The following is a 24,773-nucleotide window of genomic DNA, read 5'->3' on the forward strand; positions in this document are numbered from 1 at the left end:
CTCAGGCCACCGGCTTGCCGTCGGCGCCCACCACGGCCTGGCCGTCTTCCTTGGCAAACGCGCCCTGCTGCGGCAGCGGCAGGATTTCCAGCACTTTTTCCGAAGGCCGGCACAGGCGCACGCCCAGTTCCGTGACGACGATGGGGCGGTTGATCAAGATAGGATGGGCTTGCATAGCGTCGAGCAGGGCCGCATCGGGCAAATCCGGATTGGCCAGGCCCAGTTCGTCGTACAGGGCGCCCTTGTCGCGCATGACGGCGCGCACGGTCAGGCCGGCGCGGGCGATCAGGTCGACCAATTCCTCGCGCGAAGGCGGATGCTTGACGTAATCGATGATGACGGGTTCGACGCCCGTGTTGCGGATCAGGGCCAGGGTATTGCGCGAGGTGCCGCACGCCGTGTTGTGATAAATCGTGATCGTCATGTCGTCGTTTCCTTCAGTAAATGTGGTTCGCTGACGCAGCAAGGCGCGCCAGCGCAGCAGTTCTCGGTCAAAAAGGCCAGCAAGCCGTTCATGCCCGCATAGTTGGCCGCATAGATGATGGAGCGCCCCGCCTTGCTTGCCGTTACCAGATTGGCGTGCGCCAGTTCTTTCAAGTGAAACGACAGCGACGAGGGGGCAATGGCCAGCGCTTCGGCAATTTTCGTCGCCGCCATGCCTTGCGGCCCCGCTTGCACCAGCAGGCGGAACACGGCCAGCCGCGATTCCTGTGCCAGCGCCGCCAGAGCCACGATGGCGGAAGTACTCGTCAGCGGTGTCGCTCCGCTCGCTATTTGCTGTGTATTTTCCATATTTCAATAATAGTCGAATTATTGAATCTTTTCAAGCCACACGCCTTGGCTACCTATCTTACGTAACCTAGCGCACCGACTGTCATGGCCTATCGGTCTACCTTGATGAAAAATCACTGCGATCGGCATCCCATGACACGCTCGACACCCCTGAAAATCCTCGGCTGGAGCCTGGCCGCCCTGCTGGCCCTGGTCGCCATCGTGGTCATCTTTGTGCTGACCTTCGACTGGAACCGCGCCCGCCCCTACATCAACGAAAAGGTGTCGGAAAGCACGGGCCGTACCTTCGTCATCGGCGGCGATTTGCAGGTGAAATGGAAACAAGGGCTGAAAACGGAGCCCGGCTGGCGCCGCTACGTGCCGCGGCCCATCATCAGCGCGCAGGACGTGCGCATGAGCAACCCGGACTGGGTCACGGCCGGCCCGCAGCTGGCCAGCGCGAAACGCATCGACGTGGCCCTCCATCCATTGCCCTTGCTGCAGCACAAGGTAGTGCTGACGGACCTGGCGCTCGACACGCCGAACATCGCCCTGCAGCGGCGCGCCGACGGCAGCAACAGCTGGACCTTCAAGGATAACGGCCCTTCGGCATGGGACGTGGAAATCCAGCGCATGGCCTTCGGCGACGGCGCCATCCGTTATCTGGACGAGGGCATCGCGCTGGACGTGCGCGCCAAGGTCAGCTCGACGGCGCCCGACGCAACGCCGGGCGACGCGCCAGGCAGCGCACCCGTGGAAAAGTATGGCATCGCATTCACCCTGGGCGGAACCTATCGCAAGGCGCCCGTGACGGGCGGCGGCAAGGCGGGCGCCGTGCTGTCCTTGACCGATAACAACACCGTTTATCCCGTGCAGGCACATGCCGTGCTGGGCAAGAACAAGGCCAGCATAGCCGGCACCTTGACGGACCCGCGCTCGCTGTCCGGCATCGATTTGCAGCTGAGCCTGGCCGGCGCCAGCATGGCCGATCTGTATCCGCTGACGGGCGTGCTGCTGCCGGAAACGCCGGACTACGCCACCAAGGGACGCTTGCTGGGCAAGAAAGACGGCGCCACCTGGAACTGGACCTATCAAGACTTCAAGGGCACGGTGGGCCAGAGCGACCTGGCCGGCACCCTGCAATACTTGCCGCGCCAGCCGCGTCCCCTGCTGCGCGGCGAAGTGACGTCACAGCAATTGCGCCTGGAAGACCTGGGTCCCACCATCGGCGCCGACAGCAATGCGCAGAAACAGGCGCGCGGCAAGGCGCCCGTGCAACCCGACAACAAAGCCTTGCCGGTGGAACAGTTCAACACGGCAAAATGGAATGCGCTCAATGCCGACGTAAAATTCACGGGCAAGAAACTGGTGCGCACGCACGACATTCCGTTCAACGATATCGTCGCCCATATCCACATGAAAGACAAGGTGTTGAGTTTGACGCCGCTCAACTTCGGCATGGCCGGCGGCGACATCACCTCGAATATCACGCTCGATGGCCGTCAAAAGACCATCGCCGCGCAAGCCAAGGTGGCGGCGCGTCACCTCAAAATTCGCGAACTGTTTCCCAAGCTGCAATCGATGCAAGCGAGTTTCGGCGAAGTGTATGGCGACGCGGCGCTGACGGGCCACGGCAACTCCGTCTCGGCCATGCTGGCCAGCGCGAATGGCGAACTGGCGGCCACCGTCAGCGAAGGCTCCGTCAGCCAGTTCATGCTGGAACTGGCCGGCCTGAACCTGGCCAACGCCGTCTTCGTCAAAATCTTTGGCGACAAGCAAGTGCACCTTAATTGCATGGCCAGCGACTTCGCCGTCACGAATGGCCAGGCCGACGTGCGCCGCTTCGTGCTCGATACGGACACGGCCGTCGTGAATGTCACGGGCAACGTCAACCTGGCCCACGAAACCCTGGACCTCGACGTGCGCCCGCGCACCAAGGGTGCCCGCATCATCACCCTGCGCACACCGCTGTATGCGAAAGGCACGTTCAAAAATCCGGACGTGGGTCCGCAAAAAGGCCCGCTGGCCCTGAAAGCGGGCGCCGCCGTGGCCCTGGCCACCGTCGTCACGCCGCTGGCCGCCCTGCTGCCACTCGTCAACGTCGACAAGGCCCCCGACACGGACTGCGCCGCCGTCATGGCGCAAGCAAACGCCACCCGCAAGGCCCCCGCCTCGCCGGCGACGAACGCGCCAGCCAAGAAAGTGAGCGAAGCGGATATCAGGAAGGCGCAGCAGGAAAAGAAATAGACCTTGATGCAACCGCTTGAAAGCCACCCCGCCATCTGCTGTAATGAAGGAAAGCGGGGTGTGGCTCAGCCTGGTAGAGCGCTGCGTTCGGGACGCAGAGGCCGGAGGTTCGAATCCTCTCACCCCGACCACGAATTGCCGCTTGCCCAGCAAGCTACGTCAAAGCCACAGCGATGGGCGCTTTAACGTTTTACTTCCACAATAAGCCATCTGATGCGAGACTCTTGGAGAACGCCACGCGTGGCTCATCATTGGAACATCCATAGGCTCTACATGCAGATTATCAACAACAAGATGGAGCATCAGGTCAAGCTGGAAGTCGATGGCAAGCTAGTACTCGACAACGCGAGGAATCATCGTGAGGTCGTACACGGTCTGCTCGCTTACGCCGATGAAGCCCTGTTCGTCTCCCCTTTTCTGTACGACGATTTCGGTCCTTTTTTTTCAGACGCCGATTTGAATGCGACTGCCATCGAACTAGTGTCCACCTGCGCGCCACGAGGCGACGACCAGTTCCGTAAGCCGCTTCAACTGCGCAGCTTCGGTTCGACGATCTAGTCTAAGACGGGCAAGTGGCCGGTCATCAGCATCAACCAGAAGCTGCACTCCAAGATCTACGTCTTTTCCAAGGATGCGAAGCCGTTCGCCGGAGTCGTTACTTCCGCCAATTTCACGTTGTAGGGACTGAACAACAACCACGAGACCGGCGTACTGATCACGGATCCAGCAACACTCGAGCGGCTCAAGATGGAAGCGCGTACAGGGCTAGATTTCGTTCATCTCACTGAGGACCAAGTCGATCAGCTGTGCGCCGCAGCCCAGATGATGGCAAAGGATTGGCACTGGGATCCACAGGCAGAGGGTAACAAGGATTTTGGCTTGGGCAACATCCTCAAGTCCTACTGCACGCCTACCGCCAGCAACCGTCAGATCACAATCCGTGATGGCGCGGCCTACTATATCAAGGTGTCCGGTGTGACGGATCGCCCCATTCTGCCAAAAGACCGCCAGCCATTTGCAGAGCCGCGTAGCGAGCTCACTTTCGCAAAAAATCCAAACAATATCCGCGTTGGAGACTGTTTGCTAGAGGTCGCCGTCGGTGGACGATGCTTTCTCAACTACTCGTGCGCAAGCGCGGTCTACGAGCGCACGAAACAAGAACGCCAGTCCGACCCGGACATGAATCGATGGCCCTTCTACATCTACGCCAACAACCTATCACTTCACTATGGTAAGAACTGGTTCGATCGCCCACTCCATTATGCCGACGTGATCGCGGCATTCACGAGGCAGCATCCGAATACGCCCGTGACCATGTCCGGTAACGACGACATCGCCGGGGCCGTCCAGTGGAGTCATTCGTATATCGCTGTCACTAGGACATTCGGTGAGTTCGTTAGAAAGACCATTGACAAGCTTCCGGTTGCCTGAGCGATACATCCTCCACGATTCGGCCACATTATTGGTCAAGAAGCACGAAATTCAAATTTTCTATAATATCCCGAAGCACATCCGGCTCATTCCGATAACGGCGATTTAGTAGGACTAAAAAATAGTTTCCGTAATCTTCTCTGTCAAGGCCACGTAGATAAAAGTGCCTGAATGGTGGCCTGCCACACATGTTAGCCTCTTCTGCCGACCATTCGGTGACCAATTCAGTTCGCACCAAAATCGCAAAGTGTGGCTCTAGCGTTGCAGCAGGCACATGTAAGCGTATCGACAATTCTGCAGTGTCGACAAATAACGAGAGGTCTTGCGGTACGGTCCAGATTAGCGCAGTGGCATATAAACTTCTCGTCAGTCGGGGCAAAGTCGCAATTCGCTCTAACAAGTTTCTTGCCTCGATGAATGAAGTATCGTCCCATCTTGATGTATCGAGATTCAAGAAATTTTTTGGCAATTCGTAATGCTGATTAGACGTTGCGTCGATAAAACGCTCCAGCATTTCTGTCGATTGCACAAACGAATGGGCTTCGTGAGCACCCTTCATTTCGCGCATTTTGGAAAGCGTGTAAACAGTAGTGTTATTTGTTTCCAAATGATGCGTACCGCACAGCAAGATTAGATTTTCGAAAGCGCGGCGCTCCTCGTTATTTTTCTCGGAATTAAATCGCTCTCCGTCTTCACTTGCCGCCTCTATATGACATATTTGAGCGAGTAATTGTCCGTCCTTATTGATAATAGGGTGCGGGCATTTTGGAAAAGCGCATCGATTACCCGACAGAGCAAATAATCTGCGACGCACACTCTCAATAGGATTCAGACGTTTAACGAGTTCATTCAAGTAACCCTCCTTGCTGTATGTGATGATTTATTCTACAACAGGTGACCTTCCTTTTGTTGCAGCTTGGCGCTTCTAGAGGTTTGAATCCTCTCATCCGACCACAGAACTTGAAGGCCAAAGGTAGCTACGTGCTGAAGCGTTAACACGCAAGCTGATGTCTCCCCATCAGTCTTGGTTCGCGCGACACTAAAACTGCACGACTGCGATGTACTGGCTTCCATGACGTGTGAGCTCGACAGTGGACCTGTAGCCGAAAAGTGATTCTGCAGATGCTGACAGGAACTCAGCTCGGCGTCCGTGCTCGATCGCATCGAGGGCTCCCGTGCAAGCAACGCTGGGCAATGATGCCCTAGATATTCAATTAAGATTAGTGTTAGGGAAGGTTAGTAAAACGACTAAGTTTTTCTCTTAGGAAAACTGGACTAGGTCGCATATCGGACGAAATCGTGTCTCTTAGCTTAGAGTATTTGATTCCCAAGTCACTAGTCGTCCGATTGATGACTTCTAACTTATCATTAATAATTATCAATCCATTGTCGAAAGAAATTTCGTGGTTGGTGCAAAGACATATACCATTTCCAATGGTATCCGGACCACCAAGAGCAACATCGACAATATGTGCGGCTCTTAGGAGGGATTTATCACGCACATCGCAAATTGCACATTGATAAGCATATGCGTTAAGAACTTCTCTGCGAAATCTTGCCTGATCTCTAACCGGGGCCGTAGTAACCGTTTCCTTCCATTCCCTTCCATTGGGATATGGTCTTTTTGAATCATGAGTTGAAGGTTCTTCAATCGCTACCGACCCGTCATCATGAAACGTAGCCGTAGGGATTGTTTCGAAACGCAACGCACTAACGTCGATATACCCCACAGCAGGCTCATCATTAAGCACGATTGTTAGTCGAAACTCATCTTTATTATGATAAAAGTACTCTACAACCGGGAATTTTGCATCATTAGGCAATTGCTCTATGAAATCCTTATCAATCCACCTATTTCTTTTTTCCCTTTTGGCGGCGTCGTTTATCTCTCTTAAAAGGCTTTTTGTAAGATACTTTTTTGTCTTCATAGTTAATTTCGCAGGTATAGATAAGTTCTAACAGAGTACGATATATCAGGTATTTTCTTGCAATGTCAAGGCAATGGACGAGCGTCCGTTGCAACTAGATACTTCCATCACAATGGAGGGATAAGGCTCATCATTTCCGCACGGGGCGCGGCGTCAAAAAAGTGAAAATCCCTTATGGCCACACAGCACGCGAAGGTCACGACGGTCGAGTTGTCGCCGTCCCGCCGGGTAGCACGTCAAGAGAGGGACGGGAGGGCCGTGTTGCCACAATCCCGGTGGTGCGACTTCCCGCGAAGGAAACGACAGACGCGTCGTCGCGATTCCACATAGTCAACTTAGGACAGAAGGGAGGACGGAAGTATTTTATCAATTAAAAAATAGTTCGAGCTTTTTTATTTCCGAACGTCCGACCAAGTTGCTCAGTGTCGGTTGAAGCGACACTTCGATCTCAAACTAAGTGTAGTACGAAAACCGTAGACCCTCTAGGTAGAGGATAGATTCTCCTGTCCTCATTATTCGGGACGTAGAGGCCAGAGGTTCTATTCCTCTCACCCCGACCAATTCATCGCACGTCCAATTGCCGACTTCTTAGAGGGGCCGCGTTGCATTCTTGCCCTTTTCTTGTCGCTTCGTACGCTCCCGCAGTTTCTTCGCGTCCTTTTCGGCTTGCTCACGTTCTTCCAATGCGGAGATCAATGCATTGAACCTGACATCCAGTGATAGGATGCGCAGCAATTCGCTTTCGCTCACGCGGCCGGCAATCCAACCTGTCTCACGCGTTTCCGTGTTGGTAACCCGTGCTAGCAGGACGAGTTCGCGTTGCAGCCAAGCGATCTCGTCGCTCGCCATCGAATCGTCTCCATCGGTCAGAAGCGCAAGAACATATTCGCCGAATTGCTCCCGGTCGAGTCCCTTGTCGCGAAGCGCGGCGATCTCCATGGCCACAATCGAGGGCGCCGTGCCGCTTCCGTCGGCGCCGAGAACGAATTTCCAGTAATCCGTGAATTTCAAACCGGGTACAGCTCCGGACTCCGTTTCATCAGGTTTCCAGGCCCCCACAAGGAAATGGCATTGCTGTCCGCGGATTTGGACGTTTGCCCTCCCAGCGATCCGCTGGAGCTTGGCGATGCGGTCCTTGCCGCCCTCGTTCTGGTATTTCACTGCGGATCCGGCCGGATTCTCGACCTGCGGTTTGGCTTCGCGCTTCCACCCCGAATCGTCCAGGCTGCCCTTGCATTCGATGAGGACGCATTTACCAATGTCGAGGCCGGCCAGCGCATCACCCAGCGACTTTTCGACATTGCCATCCAGGGGCACGTAGCGCGGTTGGCGGCTGCGCCGGCTTAATATTTCCGTCAGCCCCTCAACTCCGACCGGCTTGTTGTCCTTCGCTCGCGCCAGGGCTTCTGCCGGCACTGTGCTCTCCAAATGCCATGCCTGCAGCTCCCGCGCAAGCGCGAATTCCACGCCCTTCTCCCAACGCAGCGTCGCCAGTGCGGCATCGTCTTCGGCACCGGCGTCATCCTCGGCAATAACTCCGAGTGCATTATCGTCTGACATCGCGTCCCTCTCATCTGGTAACGTAGATTCTGCTCTGGCTTTCAACGATACCCGATGGGAGGTCACTTGGGCTACCTGATCCTAAATACTTGCACGTGCTGGGCGCCATCGTCGCCGTCGGCGCCAACGTCACCTACGGCTTTTGGACCGTGCGCGTCAAACGCCAGCCGGATCACTACCAAGCAATGTGTTGTAAATACTCCATGCTTTTAGCTTGTACAGCATTGTCAATCGAAAGAAATTCTTTGGTTTTCGTTAACTGAGCAGTGTAGTACGTAATGTAGTACAAAATCCGCAAATCCTTTATCTACGGGCCATAACTTAAAATCCTCATTATTCGGGACGCAGAGGCCGGAGGTTCGAATCCTCTCACCCCGACCAGCCCTTTCTTCCTTGCTGCGCCTGCATCAACTGCTTGCACCTTGACCTGCGCGTTGGTGTCTTGCCGAGAAGTATGATACTAATTACATCATTAGTATCCTGATCACTTTCCGCGCAAGGGCCTGACCGATGTCTTTCCTGATAGTTCTGGCCGCATTGGCCTTTCTCATGCTGGCCGCTTACCGCGGCTATAGCGTAATCCTGTTTGCGCCCGTCGCCGCGCTGGGCGCCGTACTGCTGACCGATCCGTCGGCCGTGCCGGCCGTCTTCAGCGGCATCTTCATGGAAAAGATGGTGGGCTTCATCAAGCTGTATTTCCCCGTCTTCTTGCTCGGCGCCGTGTTCGGCAAACTCATCGAACTGTCCGGTTTTTCCCAGTCCATCGTCGTGGCCGCCATCCGCTACATCGGCAGTTCGCGCGCGAATGCCGTGATCGTTGCCGTGTGCGCGGCCCTGACCTATGGTGGCGTGTCGCTGTTCGTCGTGGTGTTCGCCGTGTATCCGTTCGCGGCCGAGCTGTATCGCCAGAGCAATATCCCCAAACGGCTGATGCCGGGCGCCATCGCGCTGGGCGCGTTCTCGTTCACCATGGATACCTTGCCCGGCACGCCGCAAATCCAGAACATCATCCCCACCACCTTTTTCAATACGACCGGCTGGGCCGCGCCGTGGCTGGGCACCATCGGCGCCGTGCTGACGGTAATCATGGGACTGGCTTTCCTCGAATGGCGCCGCCGTTCCGTCATGGCGACGGGCGAAGGCTATGGAGCCGAGGCCGAAAAGGCCAAGGCCGACGTGGGCGACCTGCCCCATCCGTTGCTGTCGGTAGCGCCTCTGGTGCTGGTGGGGGTGGCCAACTTTGCGCTGACCCGGCTGATTCCCCACTGGTACGGCGCCAGCTACTCGCTCACCGCCGAGGCGTTGCCAGGGCTGCATGCGCCCGTGACCACGTCGATCGCGTCCGTGACAGGTATCTGGGCCGTGGAAGGCGCCTTGTTGCTGGGAATTTTGCTCGTGTGCGCAACGGCTTTCGGGCGCATCCGCGCCGCCTTTGCGGAAGGCACCAAGGCGGCCGTGGGCGGCGCCTTGCTGGCGGCCATGAATACGGCCTCCGAATATGGCTTTGGCGGCGTCATCGCCGCCCTGCCCGGCTTTCTTGCCGTCAGCAACACCTTGCGCAGCGTACCCGATCCCCTCGTCAACGCGGCCGTGTCCGTGACGACCCTGGCCGGCATTACTGGATCGGCCTCGGGCGGCATGAGCATCGCGCTGGCCGCCATGTCGGACAGTTTCATCCAGGCCGCGCAACAGGCGCATATTCCGCTGGAAGTGATGCACCGCGTGGTGGCCATGGCCAGCGGCGGCATGGATACCTTGCCGCACAATGGCGCCGTGATCACCTTGCTGGCCGTCACGGGCCTCACGCACCGCCAGTCCTACCGCGACATTTTCGGCATCACCGTCATCAAGACGGTGGCCGTGTTCCTCGTCATTGCCATCTATTACATGACGGGACTGGTCTGAGGGTTGGGGTAAGCTACAGCCGCGACGACGATGCCGGCTTCGCCAACGCTTGCGCCGGCTTGAACAGATGGCTGATGCCCATGGTCAGCAGCGGACCAGCCAGCGCCAGGTAGGAACTGTCGACGCCGTAGGGATTGCCTGCCAGAAACCAGCCGATGGTGGCGATCACCGAGACGATCACGCCGACGAAGGCGCCGCGCGGCGTGCCGAATTTCGGCGCATAAAAGGCCATCAGCACCAGCACGGCCAGGGTGGCGCGCAGGGCCTTGCCCAGGAAGGCGATCATCAGCAGTTTTTCCGCATACAGCGCCAGCACCAGCGGCAGCAAGCCCGCCACGACGATGGCGATGCGCAGGAACATCAGCGATTTCGCATCGTTCTTTGCCTTGTTGTACCAGGGGTCATAAAAATCCTTCATGGCCAGGGTGGCCGATGCCAGGGTGGTGGCGGAAATGCCGCCGAACAGGGCGCCGGCCAGACCGACGATCATGATGCTGGCGGAAAACGCCGGCATGTGGGCGATCAGGGTCGGGAAGGCGTCGATCGACTTCATGCCCGGATACAACACGGCGCTGCACATGCCGATCAGCGCGGCCATCAGGCCGAACGGAATCATCAATGACGACACGTAATAGCAGGCGCGCTTGGCCACGGCCGGGTTGTCCGTGCTGACGAGGGCCTGGATCACGTATTGCGTGGCGAAGATGGAACCGATACCGCCGATCATCCACGCGATGATCTGGCCCCAGCCGATCTCGACCCAGTTGAACATCTTGGCCGGCAGCTGCGCCTGCAGCGCGCCGATGCCGCCGGTTGCTTCCAGCGCATACGCCAGCGCCAGGATCACGCCCAGGTACTTGACGATGGAGTGGGCGAAATTGGTGTACACCACCGAGCGCATGCCGCCCAGACTGACATAAATCACGGTGATGGCACCCACCAGCAGGATGGCCACCGTCTTGTTGATGTGCAGCACGGCCGCCAGCACGGCGCCACCGCTCGCATACAGGGCCACGGCAACGATGCTCAGCGCGACGATGGTGAGGATGGATGCCGCATAGCGCACGGGTTCGCCGTACGTCTGCGCCAGGATGCCGGAAATCGTCGATTGCCCGCTTTCCTTGTATTTTTTCACCAGCACGATGGCCAGCAGCAAAAATCCCAGCGACAGCGCCACCAGATTCCAGGCGGCCGAAATGCCCAGTTCATAGCCCTTCTGGGCGGTGCCGATGCTGACGGAACTGCCGATGAATTCCGACAATAGCAGCGCGCCGATCAGATAAGCGGGATAGTTGCGTCCGCCCGCCGTCATGCCCTCGGCGCTGTTGGCATGCTTGCGCACGCTATACGTAATGTACGACATGAGGGCGAAATAGCCCACCGTGACCGCCGCGATGATGATCAATCTGTTTTCCATCTGTCTACTCCAAGTTTGCTTTTTTTCTTATTATTTTTTCAAAAAAGCTTCCCCTGCCGCGTGCCGGCCCTGCCGGTGGCGGTGCTCAGGGGCAAAGCGAAATCTTACCCTGCCGGCGACGATACAAAGGCGCGCAGCTGCGCCGTGAAGGCTGGCGCCGCCTCGACATTCGACAAATGCGACGCGGGCACCTGGGCCAGCTGCGCGCCTGCCACCTGCCGCTGCAGCCAGCGCGCATCGTCCACCGTGGTGACGGGATCATGCTCGCCGGCGATGAGCAAGGTGGGCACCGTGATCGTGACCGCCTGTGCGCGCAGGTCCGCCTGTGCCAGCGCCGCGCAGCAGGCTGCGTAGCCTTCGGCATCCTGCCCGCGCAAGGTGGCGATCATGCGCGCCACCGTGGCCGCTTCCCGCGCGATGAACGCTGGCGTGAACCAGCGCGCGGCGGCGCCGTCGGCCACCGCGTCCATGCCGTCGCGGCGCACCTGTTCCGCACGCGCCAGCCACGCGTCGGTTACGCCGATGCGCGCCGCCGTATTTGCCAGCACCAGATGCGTGAGGCGCTGCGGCTGGTGGATGCCCAGCCACTGCCCCGTCAAGCCGCCCATCGAGATGCCGCAGAACGCGGCACGGGCGATCTCGAGGTGGTCGAGCAGCGCCACCACGTCCAGGCCCAGGCGTTCGATGCCGAACGGCGCGCTGCCGCTGGCCGAGCGGCCATGGCCGCGCGTATCGTAGCGCACGACATAAAAGTCGCTGGCCAGGTCTGCCGCCTGGGCATCCCACATGGACAGGTCCGTGCCCAGGGAATTCGACAGCAGCAGACATGGTTTGCCCCGCTCGCCATCGGTGCGGTAATGCAGCAGCGTATCGTCCCCGTTCCAGGTGGTCACGACGATTCCGGTATCCGTGTGTTTCATGGCATGGCTCCTTTGCTTGTGCCGCAGCGCGGGTCAGGCATCGCCGTCGCGCACGGACGAAGGATGGCGGCACAGCGGCATCACGTCGATCTGCATGTAGGGAAACAAGGGCAGCGAAGTGAGCAAGTTATGCAGCTCGTCCACGCTGTCCACATCGAAAACGCTGACGTTGGCGTACTGGCCGGCGATGCGCCACAGGTGGCGCCACTTGCCCTCGTGCTGCAGGCGCTGGGCCAATTCCTTTTCCGTCTGTTTCAGCTGCGCTGCCTGTTCCGCCGGCATGCTGACGGGCAGGTTCACGTTCATGCGTACATGGAATAACATGGTGTCTCCTTTATTGACGCTGCATGGCACGCAGCTTGTCGGTATCAATCTCCACGCCCAGGCCCGGCCCCGTCGGCACCTGCAGCATGAAGTCGCGGTACACGAGCGGCTCGCGCAAGACTTCCTGCGTCAGCAGCAGTGGCCCGAACAGTTCCGTGCCCCAGGCCAGTTCCGCGAACGTGGAGCAGACGTGGGCCGTGGCCGCCGTGCCGACGCCGCCTTCGAGCATGGTGCCGCCGTACAGGCCCACGCCGGCCAGGCGCGCCACGGTGGCCACTTCCAGCGCGGGCAGCAAGCCGCCCGACTGGGTGATCTTCACCGCGTACACGTCGGCCGCATCGGCCTGCGCCAGCGCCAGCGCATCGGCGGGACCGTGCAAGGCTTCATCGGCCATGATGGCCACGTCGAAGCGCCGCTTCAGGCGCGCCAGCGCGGCGCGGTTGCCCGCCTTGACGGGCTGCTCGATCAGGTCGATGCCGCCCGCTTCCAGCGCGGCGATGCCGCGCACGGCGTCCGTCTCGCTCCAGGCCTGGTTGACGTCGACGCGCACGCTGGCCCGTTCGCCCAGCGCCCGCTTGATCTCCAGCACGTGGGCCACGTCGTCCATCACGTCGCGCAAGCCGATCTTCAGCTTGAAGATGCGGTGGCGGCGCAGTTCCAGCATTTTTTCCCCTTCGGCGATATCGCGCGCGGTATCGCCGCTGGCCAGCACCCAGGCCACGGGCAGCGCATCGCGCACGCGGCCGCCCAGCAATTCCGACAGCGGCACATTCAGGCGGCGCGCCTGCGCGTCCAGCAGGGCCGTCTCGATCGCGCACTTGGCGAAGCGGTTGCCCTGGATGACCTTGCGCACCCTGGCCATCGCCTTGGCCACTTCGCTCGCTTCCATGCCGACCAGCAGCGGCGCGATGTAGGTATCGATATTCGTCTTGATGCTTTCCGGGCTTTCGCCGCCGTAGCTCAAGCCGCCGATGGTGGTCGCCTCGCCCCAGCCCGTGATGCCGTCGGCGCAGCGCAGCCGTACCAGCACCAGGGTTTGCGTATTCATGGTGGCGACGGACAGCTTGTGCGGACGGATGGTTGGCACATCGACCAAGTAGGTCTCGATATTTTGAATCATATTTATTCCGTATAATTCTGTGGAGTGGAGACACGATATTCCCCGAATGTCCCCACGTCCAACACCGAGTTGGTATCAAACCTATACCTGAAAGGTATGAAGATGGAATTACGGCACTTGCGCTACTTCGTGGCGGTGGCAGAGGAAAGGAACTTCACGCGGGCCGCTGCGCGCCTGCATATCGCGCAGCCGCCACTGAGCCGGCAGATGCAGCAGCTGGAAGAAACCCTGGGCGTGACACTGATCGAGAAAGGCTCGCGGCCCTTGCGGCTGACGGAAGCGGGCGAATTTTTCCTCGCCCACGCGCGCCCGCTGCTCGACCAGGTGCGCGACCTGAAGGCGATGACCCAGCGCATCGGCAAGCTGGAACGCACGCTGTCGATCGGCTTCGTCGCCTCGACCCTGTACGGGGAATTGCCCGACGTCGTGCACCGCTATTGCGAGCGCCATCCCGAGGTCGACGTGACCCTGCATGAAATGACGACGGTGGAGCAAATCAAGGCCCTGAAGGAAGGCCGCATCGACGTGGGTTTCGGGCGCCTGAAAAGCGAGGATCCCAGCATCCGCCGCATCCTGCTGCGCGAGGAGCGGCTGGTGGTGGCCCTGCCGCCCGGCCACCGGCTGGCCAAGGGGGAAGGCGGATTGCGCCTGACGGACCTGATCCACGAAACCCTGCTCGTGTATCCGAAAGCGCCCCGCCCCAGCTTCGCCGACCAGGTGCTGGCCATGTTCAGCGAGGGCAATGTCACGCCCGGCCCCGTTACGGAAGTGCGCGAACTGCAGATTTCCATGGGACTGGTGGCGGCTGGCCAGGGCATCTCCATCGTGCCGGAAAGCGTGCAAGCCATGCATCACCGGAACGTCGTGTACCGCAAACTGGACGACAAGCACGCGTTCTCGCCCATTTTATTCAGCATGCGGCACATGGACCGCTCGCCGGAACTGGACAATCTCCTCGCTGCCGTGTACTCGATCTATGATGAACACGGCATCGCGCACGTCAAGGAAAGCCTGTAGCCCTCAGGCAGACAGCGGCGCGTCGGCCAGCAATGCCGAACGCAGCGCGCGGATGCGCAGTTCCGTGAAATAGCCGCCCGCCTCGTTGTAGCGCAGGTAGTGGCGGCCGCAATTGAGGCAGCGGGCCACCTGGCTCAGATTAGCGGGATAGTAGCGCGGCGCGATGGGCGCGTCCACGCTGTCGTAGCGCGTGCGCTGCGGGTGATACTCGTCAAACGTCGGTTCCTCGTACGGATCTTCGCGCAGGGTGCCGATTTCTTCGAAGCGGTCCAGCTCCAGCGAGGTGGGAAGGCGCTGCCAGGCGTCCAACGGAACGGCGCAGCAGCTGCATTTCTGGCTAACCGCAGCCGACGCGGCGGCCAGTGCGGACAAGGCGGGAAAATCGATGAATACCATGGTTCAGCCTATGCAAGGGGCGGCCCATGGCAACGAGCCGGGCCGCGCCCCTTATTCTAGCGCAGCCACATCCGGCCAACACGCGGCCCACATTTTGCCAGGCCCAGCTCCAGCAGCATCAGCAGGCCGCCGGAGATGAGCAGCAGCGGCATCAGCGCACACATGCCCGCCGCCGTCATCCAGGCCAGCGTGGAAGGCGAGGTCCTGGCGCCCGGCAGCAGCTTGGGCAAGCCCAGCGAACCAGGCAAGCGCCGCTTGAAAAACATCATCCAGCCCGACACGAGCGAAAACAGCACGCTGGCGCCGAACAGCAGCAGCACGGCCTGGTTCCACCAGCCGAATTCGCCGCGATGAAACGGGATGCCGATGGCCGTCGCCTTGCCGAACGCCGTCTGCGCCTCCCACCCCGCATAGTACAAAGGCTTGCCGCTGTAGGCGTCGAATTGCAGGTCGAAGCGCAAGGTGGGCTGGCTGCGGTCGGCCATGGTGGCGCGCCACACATCGTCCTGGCTGACGGGCGCCGTCAGCTGCACGGCGATGGCGGGCGCATGGCTGCGCGCCACCTGCCACGCATCCTGCCAGTCGAGCGGGGCGCCCTCCTCGTTTGAGTGCAGGCCGCGTGGCACGGGCGGCGGCGCCTGGCCGCTGACGTCGCGCAGCGCGCGGATGCGCCCGCCCGCCTGCTGGCTCCACGTCAGCCCCGTCGTCAGGATGACGACACTGACGATGCCGAGCGCCACGCCGAGAAAAGCATGCCACTGGCGCCAGCCATTGCGCCCGCGCGCACCCCGCTTCGGCAAGCCCGATTGCGCGCCGCGCGGCCACCACAGGACCACACCCGTCACCAGCATCACCATCAGCCAGCTGGCCGCCAGCTCGATCATCCAGCGCCAGCCATCGTTTTGCAGCAGACGCGAATGCAGCTTTTTCGCCCAGTTGCCGAAGCGTTCACTGCTGGCCAGGCGGCCCAGCACACGCGCATCATAGGGGTTCACATACACGACGACGGCTTGCGCGGGCAGGCCGAACTTCGGCCTGGCGGGCGTGGCCGGCGCGGCATGTCCGCCATGGCCCGCATGTTCATCCTGCGCGCCGCCGGGCGGCGCGAACGCCACCTGCACCGCGTCATCCTGCTGAAACGGCGGCACCACGTGCTGCACCGCCCAGCCACGCGGCGCCGCCCGTTCGGCCGCCGCCACGGCGGCATCCAGCGGCAGCATGGCGCCCTGCGGCGCCACATGGTCGAGGTGCTGGTACAGCCTTGCCTCGATCTGCGGCGTGAACACATACAAAATGCCCGTCAGGGTAGCTAGCAGGGCAAACGGCGAAGCGATCAGCGCGGCCCAGAAGTGGATGCGCCAATACAGGCTTTTGCGCCGTGCGATGAGAAAAGTTGCGTCGTCCATGGCCATCCTCACAGTGCGTTGAATGTATAGCCTAGGCCCAGCATCACGCTGCGCGGCGCGCCGGGCGTGTACTGGTTCTGGCTGTTCGGCGCATAGCTGCCCGTGCCCGCATAACTGCTGCTGGCCGAATCGGCATAGCGTTTATCTGCCAGGTTGCGCACCTGCGCCCACGCTTCCAGCCCGCGCGCGAGCTGGTAACTGGCGCGCAGGTTCAGCAAGGCGTGCCCCTTGTACTCCACCGTGTTGGCATTGTTCATCCAGTAGCGCCCCTGGTGCACGGCTTCGAGCGCGATACGCGCGCCGGCCACGGGCTTGTAGCCGATCTCGATCGAGGTGATATCGCGCGGCGCCTGCGGCATGGTGCGGCCGCTGTAATCGAGAGTGGAGGACACCTGGTAGCGCAGGTAGCGGTGGCGCGCGATGGCCGTGGCGAAGCGCGCGTCGAACGGGCCACTGTCGTAGTTCAGGCCCAGCTCCAGGCCTTCGCTGCGCGTGCGTCCCGCATTGCGGTTTTCGCTGTTGCCCGGCGAGAGCGTGTAGCTGACGATGGTGTCGCGCCCGTCGAGCCGGTACAGGGCCGTGTCGAGTTTCAAGCGGCCCTGCAAGAAGGCCCAGCGCAAGCCCAGCTCATAGTTGTTGTAGACGGACGGCTGCAGGTCGGCGATGCCCGTCTTGCCATACAGTTGGCTCACCTCGGGCGGCGTAAAACCCTGGCTGACGTTCGCATACGCGCTGCCCGCATGGCCGATGGCATAGCTGGCGCCCAGCTTCGGGCTCACGTGCGAAAAGCTGCGCGACTCGTCGGGCGCGCCATAATTGACGCTGCCGCCGGGCGCCAGCTTGTTATGGTAGTCGTAGCGGATGGCGTCCGAACGCCCGCCCAGCACCACGCGCGTGCCCGCCAACGGAGAAAATTCCCATTGCGCGAAGACGGCAGTGTTGAGGATATCCGTCTGGTAGTCGCGCACGCCCTGCGGATTGCTGGCATTGGCCAGCGTGTAGCGCAGGTAGCGGCCCGTGGCGGCATCGCGTACGATGGATAGGTTATCGCTGACAAAGGGATTGTCGCTCTTGTCCACATACACGCCGGCGATCAGGCGCGAACGCAGCCAGGCGAATTCCTGCTGGTGCTTCACGTCCAGGCCCAGCGAATCGACGTGGTTATTGTTGATGACGCCCTTGCACAGCACACCCGCGCAGCTGCCGATGGAATACGCGGGAATCTGTCCATGGTCGTTCTTGCGCGTAAACACGGTGACGGTGCTCGTGCCATTGGCCGTCGTCGCGCCCTCCCACGCCAGATTCATGCGCGTGGTCTTGTCCTTGCGGTAGGTAAACGTGTTCAGGCTCTTGCCGGGGTCAGTGCGGTAGTCGTTCTCGAACAGGCTGCCCGTCATCGCCGCATCGAGATCCGTGTGGACGATGGTGGCGCGCAGCTGCGAAGCGGGACTGAGCGCATAGTCGGCGCGCAGCGAGAACGAATCCTTGTCGCCGTAGCTGTACTCTTGCCAGTTGTCGCGCGAACGGCGCGAACTGTAGTGGGAAAAGCGCAGTCCCAGCGGCCCCCAGGTATCGCTGGCGGAAGTGTCGTAGCGGGTGTAGCCAGCCACGCTGTCGCGCCGCACGCCCACGCTGGCCGTGGGTGTCGCGCTGGCGCCGGCTGTCAGGAAATTGACGGCGCCGCCGACGGCATTGCTGCCGTACAGCGAGGACGCGGCGCCCTTCACCACTTCCACGCCGCTGGCGCCCGCCATGTTCATCTCGTTAAGCGAATTGTGGTTGAAGACACCCAGCGGGCGGATGGGAATGCCGTCTTCCAGGTACTGGTAGACGGCATTCGTGCCGATGGGCTGGCGGATGCTCATGCTGTGCTGCTCGTTGCCCAGGTCATTCCAGTACACGCCGGCGATGCGGTTGAGGATATCGCCCATGGTCTTGGGCTTGTCGCGTTCCAGGGTTGTGGCATTGACGACGCCGATGGCCTGTGGCGTCTCGGACAGCCACGCTTGCGCGCGCGAACCGGAAACGACGACGGTGTCGATGGCGTGGTCGGTTTGGTCAAGTTGCTGCGCCTGCGCGCAGGGGTAAGCCACGATGATGGCGACGGCCAGCACCAATAATTTCTTGTTCATGTGATTCTCGCTTAAGTGTGCGGATGCGGCGCGTCACACCGCAAGGTGGACAGCGCCAACATTGAAAATGCAAAAAACTTAAATGAGGGTAGGCGGCGCGCGCGACTGCGCGGTGGACCAGATGAACAGCGGTGCGGGAGACTGGTAGTAGAGGGCCGGGAAAATGGCCGTGCCGCTGGCCACAAGCAGCGGCAGCATGGGGCTGGCGGGCGGCAGGCCGACGGAACCTGCATGCGTGGAACAGAAGGCGCAATGCTCCATCTGCATGGCCTTGCCGCCGGATTTCTCGTCGGCGGCGCCGTCATTGTCGACCTGGACGAAACGGATGCCGGCCACCGAGCAGATTTCCGCCCAGCCGGAGCCGGATTCCTGCTTGGCGTTGGCGACGGCCTGGGAAATCGATGGCGCGAGCGCCGCCAGCAGGATCGCGAAACAGGCGATCCAGGCGGCAAAGCGGCGCGTGAACAAGGTCATTCCCATGGCCGTATTTTACCAGCGGCCGCCGGGACTGGATAGCGGAAAGCGGCTCAGGCGGCCGGGCAGGCGGCGTTGCCGTTGTCAAAAGCGCGCACGACGCTCGCCGTATCGGCGGCGATGCGGTTCACGGCGCGGCGGTGACCGAGCACCAGTTCATCGTAGCCGGCGCCCACCTTTTCATTGGCTATCGTGCGGCAAGTCACCACCTTGCTGCTGGCCAGCTGGCGCACGCTCCACACGGCGTCGATCAGCGCATATTGGCCCATCACGGACTCGAAACGCTGCACATTGGTGCTGATGCGGTACACGGGCAAGTTGTCCGGATGCGGCGTGCGGAACACGTCGATGGCGCCCAGGTCGTTCGTCACGGCCGTCGACAGGGCCTGGCCGATCTCGCCGGCCAGCGGCCCCGCCCAGCGCTGCTGCTCCAGCAATTCGATGCGCCCCGATGGCGCCGTCACGACAAACTGGTTGCGGCTCACCTGCTGCGGCACGCTGACGGCCAGCACCTCGACATAGTATTTGACGGGTTTGGCCGGCTGCGCGTCGGCGCCGCCGCTGAGCGTATAGAAATGCTCGGGCTGGGGCGTGGAGCAGGCGCCCAGCAGGATGGCTGTCATCAAAAGCGCAAAAATTGGCTGCTTCATTTTTTCTCATCTCCTTTTTTACCGCGGATCAGGGACTCGGGGTGGCGTTCCAGGTAATCCGACAGGGCATTGAGCGATTGCAGGGTTTGCGTCAGCTGCTGCAAGGCCTGGCGCACGTCCGACTGCAGCGGCGAATCCTTTTGCAGCACCTGTTCGGCCGTGCCGAAGGTCTGTTTCGCCGCCGTCAAGGTATCGCGCATTTCCGGCACCACCTGGCCATCGAGCTGCTTGAACAGGGTATTGGCCTGCTTGATGGTGGCGTTCAGGTTGTTGCCGATCTCCGCGTACGGCACCTGATCGAGCTTGCGGGCGATGCTGGCGATCTGCGTCTGCAGTTCATCGAGGGTATTGGGCACAGTCGGCACTTCCAGCGGATATTTGTTCAGGTCCAGCGCCACCTTCGGCGCTTTCGGGAAGAAGTCCAGCGCGATGTACAGCTGGCTGGTCAGCAGGTTGCCCGTGCGTAGCTGCGCGCGCAAGCCGCGGCTGACCATGCGTTCGAGCAGCTGGTGGCCGGCCGAGCCTTCCTCATCGTCGACGGCAGCCTTGAAGCGCATGCCCAGGCGGGCGGGGTACAGATTGACGGTGACGGGCATGCGGAAGTTCTTCTTCACGGGATCGAACTCGATCCCGACAGAACGCACCTCGCCCAGCACGATGCCGCGGAAATCGACCGTGGCGCCAGGCTGCAAGCCGCGCAGGGACTGGTCGAAATAGAATACGGTGGTGATCGCCTCGCCATCGGGTTCGCGCATGGCGCTGGCCTCGTCGGCCGCCAGGCGGAAATTGGCATTGGCCGGCGCCGGCTCTTCGGGCCTGCGGCCGTTTTCCGCCTCGAAGGCGATGCCGCCCACCAGCATGGCCGCCAGGGACTGCGTATTCAATTTGAAGCCGTTCGAATCGAGACGCACATCGACGCCGCTGGCATGCCACCAGCGCGCGTTCTTGCCGACGAACTGGTCGTACGGCGCGTTCACGAAGACCGACATGGTGATGCCGTTGCCATCCTTGTCCAGCGCGAAGCTGACCACCTTGCCCACGCGCAGGCGGTGGAAGAACAGGGGCGAACCGACATCGACGGATCCCAGGCTGTCCGCATGCAGGGTGTACAGCTTGCCCTTCTGGTCACCGGCCACGGCGGGCGGACTCTCCATGCCGATGAAATTCTCCTTTTTGGCTTCCGACTTGCCCGTGTCGACGCCGATGTAGGCGCCCGACAGCAAGGTGCCCAGCCCCGTCACGCCGCTGGCGCCGATCTGCGGGCGCACCACCCAGAAACGCGAATCGGCGGTAGCGAAGCGGCGCGCTTCCTTGCTCATGTCGATCGTCACCAGCACCTTGCTCAAGTCCTCGCCCAGGGTGATGGCGCGCACCTGGCCGATATCGACATCCTTGTATTTGACCTTGGTCTTGCCAGGCTCGAGTCCTTCGGCGCTCTTGAAGCTGACCGTCACCGTGGGCCCCTGGTCGAGGATGGACTTGGCGGCCAGGCCGGCGCCGATCAGTGCGGCCAGCAGCGGGATGAGCCATACCAGCGACGGCAGCCAGCGGCTGCCCTGTTCCACATCAGGCTCGGGCAATGGACGGCCACCCGCTTCGGCAAGGTCGCCTGCTTCTTTGTCAGACATGCTGTTCTCCAATCACTGTATTGTTTCCGGTATTTGTCACCACCACGGGTTCTTCCTCGCCGGGCACCTGCCCGTCGACGGGGTCCCAGATCAGGCGCGGGTCGAACTGCATCGCCGCCAGCATGGTCAGCACCACCACGGCGCCAAAGGCCAGCGCGCCGGGGCCGGCCGTGATCACGGCCAGCGACTTGAAGCGCACCAGTGCCACCGTCAGGGTGACGACAAAGATATCGAGCATGGACCAGCGGCCGATGAATTCGACCATGCGGTACAGGATGGTGCGCTGGCGCGGCCGCCAGCGCGAACGCCGCTGCGCGGTGAACGCCAGCAGCGCCAGCACGCCCAGCTTCAGCATGGGCACGACCACGCTGGCGATGAAAATGATGATGGCCAGGCCCTTCGAGCCGCTGGTCCAGAACAGCACCACGCCGCTCATGATGGTGTCGTCCTGCGCGCCGAACAGCGATTGCGTCACCATCACGGGCAATAGGTTGGCGGGAATGTAGAGGATCATGGCGGCGATCAGCAAGGCCCAGGTGCGGTTGATGCTGTCCGGTTTGCGTACGTGCAGGGCCGTGCCGCAGCGCGCGCAAGCCAGGTGCCTGCCCTTGCCCAGCGGCGGCGCCACCAGGCCGCAGGCATGGCAAGGCAGCACTTTCTCGCCCGGCGCGAAGGCCTTGTAGCGGATGCCCGGCAGCGCTTGCCGGGTCAGGTCGTCGCCCAGGTTCCACAGGGCCTTGGGGTCGAACGAGACGACGATGGCCAGCATCAGGGTCAGCGCGCCAAACGCGAACAGCCCCGGTTGCGGCAGCACCGTGGCCAGGCTGGTCATCTTGACGACGGTGATCAGGATGCCGATCATCAGCACCTCCGTCATGCCCCATTCGCGCGCCGTCTGCACGGCGCGCAGCACACGGTTAAAGCCGGGCACCTTGACGCCGCCGCGCAAGCCCAGCGCGACGTACAGCAGGGAACCGAGTTCGATGGCGGGAAAGAGGATGGTAAACAGGAAGACCATCGTCGCCACGATGTGCATCTGCTCGGACCACAGCACGCGGATGGAACCGAGCAAGGTGGCGCTGGAAGTGAGGCCATTGACGTCGAGTTCGACGATAGGGAAAAACTGGGCGATCAGGAAGACAAAAGCGGCGCCCAGAGTGAGCGCCACCACCTTGGTCAATTCGGCCGATGCGCCCTGCGCATGCGCGCCGCGATACAGCACCGAGCGGCAACGGATGCAGCGCGCCTTTTCGCGGGGACGCAGCGGACGTTTGCGGTACAGCACGCCGCAGTCATGACAACTAATCAGGTCGTATCGGTGCACAGTGTGAAGTTTGCCGGCGCCTGAAGCGCGACTATCCCATGTCAATGCCAGCCATCATGACAGAGTTGGCATTTTTCTGCACTACAGCATTATTCTTTTCCACGCTCCCGCAGCAGCGCCTCCACGGCGCGGCCGATTTGCAGCACTGTATCGTCGGCGCCCGCCAGGCCGCAAATACCCAGCCCCACGGGCAGCTCGCCGTCGGCGTGGCAAGGCAGCGACAGCGCGCAGCCGTCGAGGAAGTTGATCACGCTGGCGTTGCGCAGCACCAGGCCATTCGTGGCAAAGAAGGTGGCGTCATCCGCTTCCAGCGGCGCGACTTCCGGCGCCTGGATGGCCACGCTGGGCATCAGCCAGGCGTCGAACGGCGCCAGGCGCCGCCGGGCGACGCCGATCAGGCGCGCGCGCGCATCGAGCAGGTCGATGTAGTCGGCCGCGCCCTGCTGCTGACCGCGGCGGATGCGCGCCGCCACGCGCTGGTCGTACTGTGCACCCTTCTCTTCAAGTAATATCCTGTGCCAGTGCCAGGCTTCCGCCGCCACCAGCCCGCCGCCGCCATTGATCGTCGGCAGCTCCAGCAATTCGGGGAAATCGAACTGTTCTACCTGCGCGCCAGCTTGCCGCAGCTTGTCCAGGGCAGCATCGAAAGCCTGCTGCACCTGCGGCGCCACATGCGTACCGACATAGTCCAGGGTAAAGCCAAAGCGCAAGCCTTTCAGTGCTGGCGCCTGCGCGCTGATGTCATGGCCCGACAGCGCTGCGTACAAAATGGCGCAGCAATCGACACTGTGCGCGATGGGCCCGGCCGAATCGAGGGAGCGCGACAGCGGCACCGTGCCGGTCAGCGGCACGGAAGCGGCCGTCGGCTTGAAACCGGTCAAGCCGCAAAAAGCGGACGGGATGCGGATCGAGCCGCCCGTGTCCGTGCCCAGCGCTCCCGCAGCCATCCCCAGCGCCACCGTCACGGCGCCGCCCGAGGTGGAGCCGCCCGCCACGCGCGCGCGGTCGTGCGGATTGCGCGGCGTGCCGTAATGGGGATTCAAGCCCAGGCCGGAGAATGCGAATTCGCTCATGTTGGTGCGGCCCAGCAGGATGGCGCCAGCCGCGCGCAGACGCGCCACGGCGCCGGCATCCACAACGGCGGGCGGGGCGTCAGCCAGCGCCAGCGAGGCGGCGCTGCTGACCTGCCCCCTGACGTCGAACAGGTCCTTGATGGACAGGGGAATGCCTGCCAGCAGCGAAGGCATCCAGCCTGCCGCGCGCGCCGCATCGCTGGCACGGGCCTCGGCCAGCGCCTGTTCGCCATCGAGGCTGACATAGGCATGGCCGCCCTGCGCCCTGTGCGCCTCGGCGCGCGCCAGCATGCGCTGCGTCAATTCCACGCTGGTGATGCGACCGGCGGCCAGGTCGGCGGCCAGTTCACGGATGGTCTTGGTCATTGCGTTATCCTTCCACGGGCAGGGTTTGCACGGCATAGCGGTGCTGCAGGCGGCGCTGCAAGGCTGGATCATACAGCTCCAGCTCGAAGGCGTCGCCGTGGCCCATTTCACCGATGATGGGCTGCGTGCCACAAAACATGGCGCTGCCCACGGGCAGAGTCGCCTGCCCCGTGTAGCGCAGGATCAGGTCTTCCGGTGACAGCATGCGCGTCACGGGGCCATCCTGGTACAGGGCTGGCACGCCGGCGCGCTCGCGCCAGGAGCGCATCTGCAGCTGGTCCCAGTGGCCCGCCACGTCGGCATAGCGCCACAAGGTGTCGCCCACGGGCTTGCCGCACATCTGCTTGGACACCGTCACGCCATAGCTTTCCACCTTGCGGTCCGTATGGTCGGAGCCGATCCCCACCAGCAGGCCGTACTCCGTGGAAAACAGCACGAATTCCGCTTCGCCCGACGAATCGCTGCCCGGCACCTCGATGGCGGCGTCGCTGGACAGCAGCGCCGCCGCCACGCGGTAAAAGGTCGGCACGCTTTTCGGGCGCGCTACGCCGATGGCTTCCAGTTCGGCGATATGGTGTTCGACCATCGCCAGGTCGCGGCCCGTCCAGCCGGCGATGATCAGGTTGTCGATGTCGAAGGTGACGGGGCCGTGGCCCGCCAGGTCGAAGGTATGGGTGGTCATGA

Annotated in this window: 24 protein-coding genes and 1 tRNA gene; 7 read left to right on the forward strand and 18 right to left on the reverse strand. The window is 61.7% G+C overall.

Going from position 1 to position 24,773, the window contains the following annotated elements:
* Nucleotide 1: 1 nt before the first annotated feature.
* Nucleotides 2–424, reverse strand: coding sequence for an arsenate reductase (glutaredoxin) (arsC, locus tag VPH40_RS18885; RefSeq protein ID WP_289899830.1), 423 nt, complete (start codon nt 422–424; stop codon nt 2–4).
* A complete protein-coding gene (locus VPH40_RS18890) occupies nt 421–792 on the reverse strand; it encodes an ArsR/SmtB family transcription factor (RefSeq protein WP_328574199.1) in 372 nt (123 codons plus the stop codon). The genes arsC and VPH40_RS18890 overlap by 4 nt, the downstream gene beginning before the upstream one ends.
* A 132-nt stretch (nt 793–924) precedes the next feature.
* On the opposite strand from VPH40_RS18890, the gene VPH40_RS18895 reads away from it, so the two are divergent.
* The 5 genes from VPH40_RS18895 (at nt 925) to VPH40_RS18910 (ending at nt 4,449) form a co-directional block, all read left to right on the forward strand.
* Nucleotides 925–3,018 carry an AsmA family protein gene (locus VPH40_RS18895; protein WP_328574200.1) on the forward strand — a complete coding sequence of 698 codons (2,094 nt, stop codon included), beginning with the start codon at nt 925–927 and terminating at the stop codon, nt 3,016–3,018.
* A 54-nt stretch (nt 3,019–3,072) separates the two neighbouring features.
* Nucleotides 3,073–3,149, forward strand: a tRNA-Pro gene (locus tag VPH40_RS18900).
* Nucleotides 3,150–3,291: 142 nt separating this feature from the next.
* A complete protein-coding gene (locus VPH40_RS18905) occupies nt 3,292–3,576 on the forward strand; it encodes a hypothetical protein (protein WP_328574201.1) in 285 nt (94 codons plus the stop codon).
* A gap of 30 nt (nt 3,577–3,606) precedes the next feature.
* Nucleotides 3,607–3,699, forward strand: coding sequence for a restriction endonuclease PLD domain-containing protein (locus VPH40_RS27940; protein ID WP_442906665.1), 93 nt, complete (start codon nt 3,607–3,609; stop codon nt 3,697–3,699).
* Nucleotides 3,700–3,765: 66 nt separating this feature from the next.
* Nucleotides 3,766–4,449 carry a hypothetical protein gene (locus VPH40_RS18910; protein ID WP_328574202.1) on the forward strand — a complete coding sequence of 228 codons (684 nt, stop codon included), beginning with the start codon at nt 3,766–3,768 and terminating at the stop codon, nt 4,447–4,449.
* A gap of 28 nt (nt 4,450–4,477) precedes the next feature.
* Here VPH40_RS18910 and VPH40_RS18915 read toward each other — a convergent pair whose 3' ends face one another.
* The 3 genes from VPH40_RS18915 to VPH40_RS18925 form a co-directional block, all read right to left on the reverse strand.
* Nucleotides 4,478–5,302, reverse strand: coding sequence for a hypothetical protein (locus VPH40_RS18915; protein ID WP_328574203.1), 825 nt, complete (start codon nt 5,300–5,302; stop codon nt 4,478–4,480).
* A 373-nt stretch (nt 5,303–5,675) separates the two neighbouring features.
* Nucleotides 5,676–6,377, reverse strand: coding sequence for an HNH endonuclease (locus tag VPH40_RS18920; protein WP_328574204.1), 702 nt, complete (start codon nt 6,375–6,377; stop codon nt 5,676–5,678).
* Nucleotides 6,378–6,965: 588 nt separating this feature from the next.
* Entirely contained in the window at nt 6,966–7,937 is a 972-nt protein-coding gene (locus VPH40_RS18925) for a hypothetical protein (protein WP_328574205.1), read from the reverse strand.
* Between the two features lie 510 nt (nt 7,938–8,447).
* Between VPH40_RS18925 and VPH40_RS18930 the strand changes: the two genes are divergently transcribed.
* On the forward strand, nt 8,448–9,842 hold the full coding sequence (locus tag VPH40_RS18930) for a GntP family permease (protein ID WP_328574206.1): 1,395 nt from the start codon (nt 8,448–8,450) through the stop codon (nt 9,840–9,842).
* 13 nt (nt 9,843–9,855) lie between these two features.
* Here VPH40_RS18930 and VPH40_RS18935 read toward each other — a convergent pair whose 3' ends face one another.
* The 4 genes from VPH40_RS18935 to VPH40_RS18950 all read right to left on the reverse strand — a co-directional run bounded on the left by VPH40_RS18935 (nt 9,856) and on the right by VPH40_RS18950 (nt 13,623).
* The gene (locus VPH40_RS18935) at nt 9,856–11,259 is read right to left on the reverse strand and encodes a sodium:solute symporter family protein (protein WP_034782432.1); all 1,404 of its coding nucleotides are present in this window, start codon (nt 11,257–11,259) and stop codon (nt 9,856–9,858) included.
* A gap of 104 nt (nt 11,260–11,363) precedes the next feature.
* Complete coding sequence (gene pcaD, locus VPH40_RS18940) at nt 11,364–12,179, reverse strand: 3-oxoadipate enol-lactonase (RefSeq protein ID WP_328574207.1); 816 nt, start codon at nt 12,177–12,179, stop codon at nt 11,364–11,366.
* Nucleotides 12,180–12,212: 33 nt separating this feature from the next.
* Complete coding sequence (catC, locus tag VPH40_RS18945) at nt 12,213–12,503, reverse strand: muconolactone Delta-isomerase (protein WP_287775763.1); 291 nt, start codon at nt 12,501–12,503, stop codon at nt 12,213–12,215.
* A gap of 10 nt (nt 12,504–12,513) precedes the next feature.
* Nucleotides 12,514–13,623: a muconate/chloromuconate family cycloisomerase gene (locus tag VPH40_RS18950; protein ID WP_328574208.1), complete on the reverse strand. Its 1,110-nt coding sequence runs from the start codon at nt 13,621–13,623 to the stop codon at nt 12,514–12,516.
* Between the two features lie 102 nt (nt 13,624–13,725).
* Here VPH40_RS18950 and VPH40_RS18955 point away from each other — a divergent pair, with 102 nt between their 5' ends.
* Complete coding sequence (locus VPH40_RS18955; protein ID WP_328574209.1) at nt 13,726–14,640, forward strand: LysR family transcriptional regulator; 915 nt, start codon at nt 13,726–13,728, stop codon at nt 14,638–14,640.
* Between the two features lie 3 nt (nt 14,641–14,643).
* Here VPH40_RS18955 and VPH40_RS18960 read toward each other — a convergent pair whose 3' ends face one another.
* The 9 genes from VPH40_RS18960 to VPH40_RS19000 form a co-directional block, all read right to left on the reverse strand.
* Nucleotides 14,644–15,036, reverse strand: a complete 393-nt coding sequence (locus VPH40_RS18960) for a hypothetical protein (protein ID WP_328574210.1) — start codon at nt 15,034–15,036, stop codon at nt 14,644–14,646.
* 56 nt (nt 15,037–15,092) lie between these two features.
* Nucleotides 15,093–16,442 carry a PepSY-associated TM helix domain-containing protein gene (locus VPH40_RS18965; RefSeq protein WP_328574211.1) on the reverse strand — a complete coding sequence of 450 codons (1,350 nt, stop codon included), beginning with the start codon at nt 16,440–16,442 and terminating at the stop codon, nt 15,093–15,095.
* 8 nt (nt 16,443–16,450) lie between these two features.
* Nucleotides 16,451–18,574, reverse strand: coding sequence for a TonB-dependent receptor family protein (locus VPH40_RS18970; protein WP_328574212.1), 2,124 nt, complete (start codon nt 18,572–18,574; stop codon nt 16,451–16,453).
* A gap of 78 nt (nt 18,575–18,652) precedes the next feature.
* Nucleotides 18,653–19,054 carry a DUF2946 domain-containing protein gene (locus VPH40_RS18975; protein WP_328574213.1) on the reverse strand — a complete coding sequence of 134 codons (402 nt, stop codon included), beginning with the start codon at nt 19,052–19,054 and terminating at the stop codon, nt 18,653–18,655.
* Between the two features lie 47 nt (nt 19,055–19,101).
* Complete coding sequence (locus VPH40_RS18980; protein WP_289899817.1) at nt 19,102–19,698, reverse strand: PqiC family protein; 597 nt, start codon at nt 19,696–19,698, stop codon at nt 19,102–19,104.
* Nucleotides 19,695–21,326, reverse strand: a complete 1,632-nt coding sequence (locus VPH40_RS18985; RefSeq protein WP_328574214.1) for a PqiB family protein — start codon at nt 21,324–21,326, stop codon at nt 19,695–19,697. The genes VPH40_RS18980 and VPH40_RS18985 overlap by 4 nt, the downstream gene beginning before the upstream one ends.
* Entirely contained in the window at nt 21,319–22,611 is a 1,293-nt protein-coding gene (locus tag VPH40_RS18990; protein ID WP_442906662.1) for a paraquat-inducible protein A, read from the reverse strand. The genes VPH40_RS18985 and VPH40_RS18990 overlap by 8 nt, the downstream gene beginning before the upstream one ends.
* 128 nt (nt 22,612–22,739) lie before the next feature.
* Complete coding sequence (locus VPH40_RS18995) at nt 22,740–24,089, reverse strand: amidase (RefSeq protein WP_328574216.1); 1,350 nt, start codon at nt 24,087–24,089, stop codon at nt 22,740–22,742.
* A 4-nt stretch (nt 24,090–24,093) separates the two neighbouring features.
* Entirely contained in the window at nt 24,094–24,771 is a 678-nt protein-coding gene (locus tag VPH40_RS19000; protein ID WP_328574217.1) for a DUF2848 domain-containing protein, read from the reverse strand.
* Nucleotides 24,772–24,773 lie beyond the last annotated feature (2 nt).

Source organism: Janthinobacterium sp. P210005, assembly GCF_036231865.1.
GTDB classification, from domain to species: domain Bacteria; phylum Pseudomonadota; class Gammaproteobacteria; order Burkholderiales; family Burkholderiaceae_D; genus Janthinobacterium; species Janthinobacterium kumbetense.

What these genes read in the sequence shown, in the direction of transcription:
- VPH40_RS18935 (WP_034782432.1), bottom strand. Translation starts at nt 11,259, where the DNA reads ATGGAAAACAGATTGATCATCATCGCGGCGGTCACGGTGGGCTATTTC.
- catC (WP_287775763.1), bottom strand. Translation starts at nt 12,503, where the DNA reads ATGTTATTCCATGTACGCATGAACGTGAACCTGCCCGTCAGCATGCCG.
- arsC (WP_289899830.1), bottom strand. Translation starts at nt 424, where the DNA reads ATGACGATCACGATTTATCACAACACGGCGTGCGGCACCTCGCGCAAT.
- VPH40_RS18975 (WP_328574213.1), bottom strand. Translation starts at nt 19,054, where the DNA reads ATGGGAATGACCTTGTTCACGCGCCGCTTTGCCGCCTGGATCGCCTGT.
- VPH40_RS18985 (WP_328574214.1), bottom strand. Translation starts at nt 21,326, where the DNA reads ATGTCTGACAAAGAAGCAGGCGACCTTGCCGAAGCGGGTGGCCGTCCA.
- pcaD (WP_328574207.1), bottom strand. Translation starts at nt 12,179, where the DNA reads ATGAAACACACGGATACCGGAATCGTCGTGACCACCTGGAACGGGGAC.
- VPH40_RS18965 (WP_328574211.1), bottom strand. Translation starts at nt 16,442, where the DNA reads ATGGACGACGCAACTTTTCTCATCGCACGGCGCAAAAGCCTGTATTGG.
- VPH40_RS18910 (WP_328574202.1), top strand. Translation starts at nt 3,766, where the DNA reads ATGGAAGCGCGTACAGGGCTAGATTTCGTTCATCTCACTGAGGACCAA.
- VPH40_RS18905 (WP_328574201.1), top strand. Translation starts at nt 3,292, where the DNA reads ATGCAGATTATCAACAACAAGATGGAGCATCAGGTCAAGCTGGAAGTC.
- VPH40_RS18890 (WP_328574199.1), bottom strand. Translation starts at nt 792, where the DNA reads ATGGAAAATACACAGCAAATAGCGAGCGGAGCGACACCGCTGACGAGT.
- VPH40_RS18980 (WP_289899817.1), bottom strand. Translation starts at nt 19,698, where the DNA reads ATGAAGCAGCCAATTTTTGCGCTTTTGATGACAGCCATCCTGCTGGGC.
- VPH40_RS18950 (WP_328574208.1), bottom strand. Translation starts at nt 13,623, where the DNA reads ATGATTCAAAATATCGAGACCTACTTGGTCGATGTGCCAACCATCCGT.
- VPH40_RS18960 (WP_328574210.1), bottom strand. Translation starts at nt 15,036, where the DNA reads ATGGTATTCATCGATTTTCCCGCCTTGTCCGCACTGGCCGCCGCGTCG.
- VPH40_RS19000 (WP_328574217.1), bottom strand. Translation starts at nt 24,771, where the DNA reads ATGACCACCCATACCTTCGACCTGGCGGGCCACGGCCCCGTCACCTTC.
- VPH40_RS18995 (WP_328574216.1), bottom strand. Translation starts at nt 24,089, where the DNA reads ATGACCAAGACCATCCGTGAACTGGCCGCCGACCTGGCCGCCGGTCGC.
- VPH40_RS18920 (WP_328574204.1), bottom strand. Translation starts at nt 6,377, where the DNA reads ATGAAGACAAAAAAGTATCTTACAAAAAGCCTTTTAAGAGAGATAAAC.
- VPH40_RS18895 (WP_328574200.1), top strand. Translation starts at nt 925, where the DNA reads ATGACACGCTCGACACCCCTGAAAATCCTCGGCTGGAGCCTGGCCGCC.
- VPH40_RS18925 (WP_328574205.1), bottom strand. Translation starts at nt 7,937, where the DNA reads ATGTCAGACGATAATGCACTCGGAGTTATTGCCGAGGATGACGCCGGT.
- VPH40_RS18970 (WP_328574212.1), bottom strand. Translation starts at nt 18,574, where the DNA reads ATGAACAAGAAATTATTGGTGCTGGCCGTCGCCATCATCGTGGCTTAC.
- VPH40_RS18955 (WP_328574209.1), top strand. Translation starts at nt 13,726, where the DNA reads ATGGAATTACGGCACTTGCGCTACTTCGTGGCGGTGGCAGAGGAAAGG.
- VPH40_RS18930 (WP_328574206.1), top strand. Translation starts at nt 8,448, where the DNA reads ATGTCTTTCCTGATAGTTCTGGCCGCATTGGCCTTTCTCATGCTGGCC.